The following is a 7,165-nucleotide window of genomic DNA, read 5'->3' on the forward strand; positions in this document are numbered from 1 at the left end:
CGACGATCTCAAGGGCCTGAAATTCCGCATCGCCGGCATGGGCGGTCATGTGCTGGCGCGGCTCGGCGTGGTCCCGCAACAGATCGCGGGCGGCGACATCTATCCGGCGCTGGAGAAGGGCACGATCGACGCGGTCGAATTCGTCGGCCCCTATGACGACGAAAAGCTCGGCTTCCAGAAGGTCGCCAAATACTATTACTTCCCGGGCTGGTGGGAAGGCGGCGCCATGCTGCACATGATCGTCAACGACGAGAAGTGGGCGTCGCTGCCCAAGCAGTACCAGGCGATCGTCAACCAGGCGGCGTCGGCCGCGGGCGCCTGGATGCTTGAGAAATACGACAGCGTCAATCCGGCGGCGCTGAAGCGGCTGATCGCCAATGGCGCGGAGCTGAAGGCGTTTCCGCAGCCGGTGCTGGAGGCCTGCTACGCTGCGACCCAGGAGCATCTGAACGAGCTCGCCACCAAGAGCGACCTCTTCAAGCGCACCAAGGAAAGCCACGACGCCTATATGAAAGAGCTGCTGTTCTACACGCAGATCGCGGAGAATTTTTACGACAATTATCTGCTCGGCAAGATGCGCAACAAGACCTGATCGCGCAAACTCCCCGCAGGGTGGGCAAAGGCGCACTTGCGCCGTGCCCACCACTGCTTGCTCGATTCGCCATAGTGGGCACGCTTCGCTTTGCCCACCCTACAGCATCTATCGTGCGGTGAATTAAGCCGCGCCCAAACCCAGCTTCTCGTAAATCCGCCGCGCATAGGCGCCGAACGCATCGGTCGTCTTCAGCGGCAGAGCCCGCGGGAACGGCAGGTCGATCGGGAAATAATCGGCCATCTTCGCCGGGCCGGCGGTCAGCACGGCGCAGTGCGAGGACAGGAACACGGCCTCCTGAATCGAGTGCGTGATGAAGATGATGGTCTTGCCGCTCTCGCGCCAGATCCGCAGCATCTCCAGATTCATCTGCTCGCGCGTCAAGGCGTCGAGCGCGCCGAACGGCTCGTCCATCAGAATCAGTTTCGGGTCGTGAACGAAGGCGCGCGCGATGGCGGTGCGCTGCTGCATGCCGCCGGACAGCTCTCGCGGATATTTCTGCTCGTAGCCGGCAAGCCCCACCAGATTGAGCAGATCGCGCGCCCGCTCGCGCGCGGCCTTCATCGGAAGACCGACGATCTCTGCCGGCAGCAGCACGTTGTCCAGGATCGTTCGCCATTTCAGCAGCAGTGCCTGCTGGAACACCATGCCGATGTCGCGGGTCGGATCGAACGGGCTTTTGGCATTGCCGATCTTCACCGTGCCGCCGTCGGCGTCGTGCAGGCCGGCCAAGATCTTCATCACCGTGGTCTTGCCGCAGCCGGACGGCCCGACCAGCGAGACAAGCTCACCCTCCTGCACGTCCATGGTGACGTCGGACACCGCGAGGAATTCGGCTCCGCCGCTACGATAGACCTTGCGGACGCCTTGCAGGCTGATGAAGGGGTTTGAGCTCATGCCAGCCATTTATTCAAGTTTGCGGCCACGAAGGCATCGTCGCTGAGATCTGAATGCTCGCGAGTGACGCGGTCGATCTCGTCCTTCTGGCCGGGGCTCAGGCCCTCGTTCGGATCGAGGCACCATAGGCCCTGCATCAGGCCCTGCCGTCGCAGCACCTCATGGCAACCGGCGATGCAACCGTGAAAATCGTTGGCGACGTCGAAGAAGGCGCTGTTGCAATCGGTGACGCGGGCATCGAGCGCGAGCAGTTCGGCCGGGACGCTGTCCTTGTGCCGTGCCGCCTTGCAGCGCTCGAACTGTTTGATCGCGCTCGCCGTCCACACCGACCAGTGGCCGAGCAGACCGCCCTTGAAGTAGGTCCGCGTGGTGACGCCGTTGTCGCGCAGATCGAACGGCAGCATCAGATCGAGCAGGATGTGATCATCATTGCCGGTGTAGATCGCGACGCGGTCGAGCGCGCCAGCCGCCGCGACGCCGCGCAGAACATCAAGGGTCCTGTAGCGGTTGAACGGCGCGATCTTGATCGCGATGACATTGTCGATCGAGGCAAAGCGCTGCCAGAACCGGCTCGACAGGACCACGCCGCCGACTGCCGGCTGAAGATAGAAGCCTACCAGCGAAATCTCGGCTGCGACCGCTGTGCAATGCGCGATGATCTCGTCTTCGGACGCGCTCTTCATCGCAGCGAGACTGAGGAGCCCTGCGTGGTAGCCGATGTCGCGCGCGGTGCGAGCTTCAGTGGTGGCCTGCCTGGTCGGACCGGCGAGGCCCGCGACCAGCGCCAGCGGACGCTTGGTCCAGTTCGCCGCAGTTTCGGCGGCGAGCTCGAGCACGGGACGATAGAGGCCGACATCGCGGATCGCAAACTGCGTGGTGTGCACGCCGACGGCAAGGCCGCCGGAGCCGGCGTCGATGTAATAGCGCGTCAGCGCGCGCTGATGCTTCTTGTCGAGCTGGCGTTCTGCGGTGAGCGCGAGGGGATGCGCCGGCAGCACGGTGCCGTCGGCGATCAGCTTGCGGATCTCGCTGTTGATCTGGCTGTGGTGCATGATGTCCTATCCGAATTCGGGGCCGGCGACGGCGAATGGCATGTCTTCACCGGCGGCAGTGGCGGGGCCGAACCGCATGCGCCGGAACGGCCGTTCGATGCTCCAGCCCGATGCGGTCAATCCTTCAGGGAACGCGGCTTGCGACGCGACGGCGTCGAGCAGCAGCGGCCCGGTCTCCGATCGCGCGATTGCCTCGACGAGGGTCAGCGCGGCTGCGGTGTCGTCGGCAAACAGCGGGCCGATATGGCGCGCGGTGCGTCCGTCGCGAACCAGCGCGATGGCGCCGTTCGCGGCGACAATCCGTGAGCCGGGACGCTGAGCGAAGTTGGAGAGCAGGGCGGTTCGATCGAGGCCCGTAGCCCGCCGGTCACGCGCGCAGAGCGCGTCGAGCGTCGCGGATGAAGGTGGCTGCGCGGACGCGAACGCGGATTTCACCAGCTTGAGACGGCGCAATTGCAGCGTCGGCGTGAACCCGAGCGGGCCATAGACGGCAGCACCGTCGGGTGTTGCGTCGAGCCAGCTCGTCAGGCCGTTCCTGCGGGCGGTTTCCAGGCAGGCATCGACGAGGCGCGTTGCAAGGCCGCGGCGGCGATGGGTGCCTGATACCAGCACCATGCTGATCCAGGCGTTTTTGCCGGAGTAGGGCAGCAGGGCCGCGGTTGCCACGAGCCGTCTGCCGTCGCGGATGCCAAACACGATTCCATCGTGCAGGAAGATGCGCCAGTCCTCCTCGATCTGGTTCCAGTGTGCTTCCGTCGACAGCACGAGCCCGGCGATCGCATCGTCGACGCCGAGCTTGATGATGGCCAGCTCGTCAGTAGCGTCCATCGCGCACCTCGTATTTGGTGGGCTTGCCAAGGCTCGGCATGGCGCGGGACACCCAATCTGCGGTCCAGGCGATCAGCTGCTCGGTGTCGACGACCGGTAGGCCGAACAGCTCGACGGCCTTGGACGTGTCCGTCAGCCACGCCGTCGGCTGTTCGCTTCCTGTCAGCACCGGCGCGCGGCCGAACCTGGCGCCGAATCGTGCTGCGAGGTCGCGCACGGCCAAGATCTCGTGGCCGCTGACATTGATCGGCGAGGTCGGCGTCGTGCAATGCGCGAGGCAGCGCAGCGCCTGGGACGAGGCATCGCCCTGCCAGATGAAATTGACATGGCCGATGCTGACGTCGATCGGCGAGCCCGTGAGCACTTTCGATGCGATGTCGTGGAGCACGCCATAGCGCATGTCGATCGCGTAGTTGAGGCGGAACAGCCGCCCGGGCGTTCCGAACTTGCGCGAAAAATGCTCGAACATGCGCTCGCGGCCGACGCAGGACTGGGCGTATTCGCCGGGCGGATTGGGCGCCATGTCCTCGGTTGCGCCTTTGCCGTCCACGGGGACGAAGGGATAGATGCAGCCGGTCGAGAACGCCACGATCCGCGATGACGGGAAGGCCTGCGCGACCAGTGCCGGCACGTGCGCATTCATCGCCCAGGTCAGCGAGAGGTCGCCCTCCGCGCCGAATTTGCGGCCGGCCATGAAGACGATGTTGGGCGCCTTCGGCAGCGCCTCAATCGCGGTCTCGTCCATCAAATCGCAATTGATGGTCTCGACGCCACGCGCGTGCAGCCAGTCCTTGACGCCGGCGTCGCTGAAGCGGGCGACGCCGATGATGCGGCGATCGGGTGCTGCGGCTTTGGCGAGCCCCGCCAGCGTCGGCCCCATCTTGCCGGCGACGCCGAGGATCATGATGTCGCCGTCAACCCTGGCGAGGTCCTCGATCAATGCCTGCGTCGGCTGGCACAGCAGATCGTCTAGCGCAGCGATATCAGGGATAGTCTTCGGCAGTGTCTGGCGGGTGAGGAGCATGGTTGTGGTCCTTGGTCTTGGCTTTGCCGTTCAAGTCGGTGTTGCGTCACCGACCACGAACATGCGTTCGAGGACGAGCACGAAGCCGTAAAGCGCGACGCCGAGCAGCGTCAGCAGCACGACAGCCATCACCATCGCGGGCGTGTCGAGCGACGACTGCACCTGGATCATGAGGTAGCCGAGCCCGCGCTCGGAGGCGATGAACTCGCCGACGATGGCGCCGGCCACCGCGAGGATGGCGCCGACCTTCATGCCGGAGAAGATGTAAGGCAGCGATCCCGGCAGCTGGATCTTGCGGAACAGGGTCCAGCGCGAGCCGCGCAGCGATTTGACCAGGTCGAGCAGATCCGGCTCGACCTCGCGCAAGCCCCGCGCGGTGGTGAGCAGGATCGGAAAGAAACAGATGCTGAAGGCGATCAGGATGTTCGGCACGATGCCGTAGGAGAACCAGACGATGAGGAGCGGGCCGAGCGCGACCTTCGGGATCATGTTCAGCGTCACGAACAGCGGCAGCAGCACGAGGCTGATCAGCGGCGCCCAGCTAAAGATGACGGCCAGCGCCACGCCGACAAATGCGCCGAGCGCAAAGCCGCCGAGGATCTCGATCGCCGTCACCAGCGTATTGGCGCCCCAGGCGTAGCTCGCGGTTCCCAGCGTCTGGATTGTCGCGAGCGGCGAGGGCAGGATGAACTTCGGCACGTGGAAGGCATCGACCAGGACCTGCCAGAGCACGAGCACGGCGAGGTGCACGATCAGGACGATCGCAAAGCTGCGCGTATTGCGGGCGCCGTCTCCTGTCACCGGTTGCTCCCTGTTGCCGCCGGCCACCTTGCCGCCTGGTCTGAAGCCTAACCGTCCTTGAGGGAAGTTTCAACCAGTTGGTTGATTACGGACGGAGCGAATGCAGCACGAGATCGGCGACGTGCCGGCGGCGGGCGCGGCGCGCGGCCCGGCTCGACAGGTCCTTGCCGAAGATCGCCGATAGCGTCGGCGTGTTCGAGAGATAGAAATAGCTGAGGCCCGCGATGGAGATATAGAGCTGGATCGGGTCGATCCCCTTGCGGAACATGCCGGCGCGGACGCCCTCGTGGAGGATGTGGGACACGCTCTTCACCAGTGGCGAATGCATCGCCTCCAGCCGCGTCGAGCCACGGACGTGGCGGGCGCCGCCGCGGTTCTCGTCGTTCAGAAGCACGATGAAATCGGGGTTTGCCGCGAGGTAATCGAACGAGGCCTCGATCAGTTTCCGGATCGCCTTTTCCGGCGGCAGGCCTTCGAGATTGAGCTGGCGCTCCTGCTCGCGGATATCGGCGTAAACCCATTCAAGCACGGCAAGATAGAGCGCGTCCTTGTCGCCGAAATAATGGTAGACGAGTTGCTTGTTGACGCCGGCGCGCTCCGCGATCTCGTCGACGCGGGCACCGGCAAAGCCGTGCCGGGCGAACTCCTCGCGCGCCGCGGTGAGCAGCTTCCTGCGGGTTGCGACCGGGTCGCGCCGCTGCGGCACGGTGTCGCCTGAACGTTTTGCGGGCATTTCCAACCAAACAGTTGACAAGTTGAGGGCGGCCTTGTTGCATTGGTATCCTCACAGGGGGAGAGCGACAAGCCGGTCGCGGGCAACGAGGAGAGATGCGATGAAGCGTTTGCAGGCGGCGGGCTCGGCCCTGGCTGTGGCCCTGATGCTCGGATTACCAGTCGTGCCGGCGACCGCGGGCGAGGCGGTCAATCTGATCCTGAACTGGGCACCGACGGCCGATCACTCGCCCTATTATTACGCCAAGGCACAAGGCTGGTACGAGAAGGCGGGCATCGATCTGACCATCGAGGTCGGCAAGGGCTCCGGTGTCTCCGCCGCCAAGGTCGGCTCCGGAGGCTCGCCCTTCGGCGTCGCTGATCTCGCCACCATGCTGGTGGCGAAGAGCAAGGGGGCTGACGCCGTTGCCGTGATGAGCGTCTACGCCAACACCGGCCAGACCTTCTACTGGCTGAAGAGCTACGGCGTGAACGGGGTGAAGGATTTTGCCGGCCACAAGATCGGCAATCCGCCCGGGGACGCCTCGCGCGTGATGTGGCCGGCCTTCGCAAAGGCTGCAGGGCTTGCCCCCGACTCCGTCGGCTTCGTCAATGTCGGACCGACGGCGAAGATCGCCGCGCTGAAGAGCCATACCGTCGACATCATCAGCGACTTCTACAACGAGCACGATTTGAAGGTGATCGAGTTCGGAGCCGATCTCGGCTACGTCAACTGGAAGGACATCGGGCTCAATCCTTACGGCAATTCGCTGATCGTCAACGGCGGCTATCTGCAGAAGAATCCGAAGCTGGTCGAGGAGTTCGTGCGGGTCACGCAAAAGGCCTTCGCGACCTGCGTCGCCGACGCCGCGCCCTGCCTGAAGGCGCTGCTCGACCAGGTCTCCGGTCTCGACAAGGAGAACCAGGAGCGCCAGTGGGAGCGCATCAAGTTTCTGATGACGGACGAATTCACGACGACAAAGTCGCTCGGCTGGATCGACGGCGAGCGGATGAAGAAGGACTACGATCTGGTCCAGACCTATCTCGGCATGGAAAAGCCGTTCGATGTCACGACGGCGTTCACGACCAAGATGCTCGACCCCGCCATCAAGATGGATGCGAGCAAGGTGAAGAAGTAGGGGGCAAGCGCTCGCCCCGCATGTCGCTGTCATGCCCCGCGCAGGCGGGGCATCCAGTACGCCGCCGCCTATCGGTTGACCCACAACCGTCTCGGAATACTGGATCGCCCGCCTTCGCGGG

The 7,165-nt window shown here is 64.5% G+C and carries 8 protein-coding genes; 2 read left to right on the forward strand and 6 right to left on the reverse strand.

Annotation, left to right across the window (positions count from 1 at the left end):
* Positions 1 to 592 (forward strand): TRAP transporter substrate-binding protein DctP (dctP, locus tag IVB47_RS12095; RefSeq protein ID WP_247461774.1); only part of this gene is annotated, 592 nt, incomplete at its 5' end.
* A 123-nt stretch (positions 593 to 715) separates the two neighbouring features.
* Here the strand turns inward: dctP and IVB47_RS12100 are convergent.
* From IVB47_RS12100 to IVB47_RS12125, 6 genes are all read right to left on the reverse strand, one after another.
* Complete coding sequence (locus IVB47_RS12100; RefSeq protein WP_247461776.1) at positions 716 to 1,498, reverse strand: ABC transporter ATP-binding protein; 783 nt, start codon at positions 1,496 to 1,498, stop codon at positions 716 to 718.
* Positions 1,486 to 2,541 carry a dihydrodipicolinate synthase family protein gene (locus tag IVB47_RS12105; protein ID WP_247461778.1) on the reverse strand — a complete coding sequence of 352 codons (1,056 nt, stop codon included), beginning with the start codon at positions 2,539 to 2,541 and terminating at the stop codon, positions 1,486 to 1,488. Before IVB47_RS12105 ends, IVB47_RS12100 begins: the two co-directional genes overlap by 13 nt.
* Positions 2,542 to 2,547: 6 nt before the next feature.
* Positions 2,548 to 3,369, reverse strand: coding sequence for a GNAT family N-acetyltransferase (locus tag IVB47_RS12110; protein ID WP_247461780.1), 822 nt, complete (start codon positions 3,367 to 3,369; stop codon positions 2,548 to 2,550).
* A complete protein-coding gene (locus IVB47_RS12115; protein WP_247461783.1) occupies positions 3,356 to 4,393 on the reverse strand; it encodes an NAD(P)-dependent oxidoreductase in 1,038 nt (345 codons plus the stop codon). The genes IVB47_RS12110 and IVB47_RS12115 overlap by 14 nt, the downstream gene beginning before the upstream one ends.
* A gap of 30 nt (positions 4,394 to 4,423) precedes the next feature.
* Positions 4,424 to 5,194, reverse strand: a complete 771-nt coding sequence (locus tag IVB47_RS12120) for an ABC transporter permease (protein ID WP_007609553.1) — start codon at positions 5,192 to 5,194, stop codon at positions 4,424 to 4,426.
* A gap of 85 nt (positions 5,195 to 5,279) precedes the next feature.
* The gene (locus IVB47_RS12125; RefSeq protein WP_027569770.1) at positions 5,280 to 5,927 is read right to left on the reverse strand and encodes a TetR/AcrR family transcriptional regulator; all 648 of its coding nucleotides are present in this window, start codon (positions 5,925 to 5,927) and stop codon (positions 5,280 to 5,282) included.
* 100 nt (positions 5,928 to 6,027) lie between these two features.
* On the opposite strand from IVB47_RS12125, the gene IVB47_RS12130 reads away from it, so the two are divergent.
* Positions 6,028 to 7,044, forward strand: a complete 1,017-nt coding sequence (locus IVB47_RS12130) for an ABC transporter substrate-binding protein (protein WP_247461785.1) — start codon at positions 6,028 to 6,030, stop codon at positions 7,042 to 7,044.
* Positions 7,045 to 7,165: the final 121 nt, after the last annotated feature.

The sequence above is a fragment of the Bradyrhizobium sp. 62 genome (genome assembly GCF_023073035.1).
Taxonomy (GTDB): domain Bacteria; phylum Pseudomonadota; class Alphaproteobacteria; order Rhizobiales; family Xanthobacteraceae; genus Bradyrhizobium.

What these genes read in the sequence shown, in the direction of transcription:
- IVB47_RS12100 (WP_247461776.1), bottom strand. Translation starts at nt 1,498, where the DNA reads ATGGCTGGCATGAGCTCAAACCCCTTCATCAGCCTGCAAGGCGTCCGC.
- IVB47_RS12105 (WP_247461778.1), bottom strand. Translation starts at nt 2,541, where the DNA reads ATGCACCACAGCCAGATCAACAGCGAGATCCGCAAGCTGATCGCCGAC.
- IVB47_RS12110 (WP_247461780.1), bottom strand. Translation starts at nt 3,369, where the DNA reads ATGGACGCTACTGACGAGCTGGCCATCATCAAGCTCGGCGTCGACGAT.
- IVB47_RS12115 (WP_247461783.1), bottom strand. Translation starts at nt 4,393, where the DNA reads ATGCTCCTCACCCGCCAGACACTGCCGAAGACTATCCCTGATATCGCT.
- IVB47_RS12125 (WP_027569770.1), bottom strand. Translation starts at nt 5,927, where the DNA reads ATGCCCGCAAAACGTTCAGGCGACACCGTGCCGCAGCGGCGCGACCCG.
- IVB47_RS12130 (WP_247461785.1), top strand. Translation starts at nt 6,028, where the DNA reads ATGAAGCGTTTGCAGGCGGCGGGCTCGGCCCTGGCTGTGGCCCTGATG.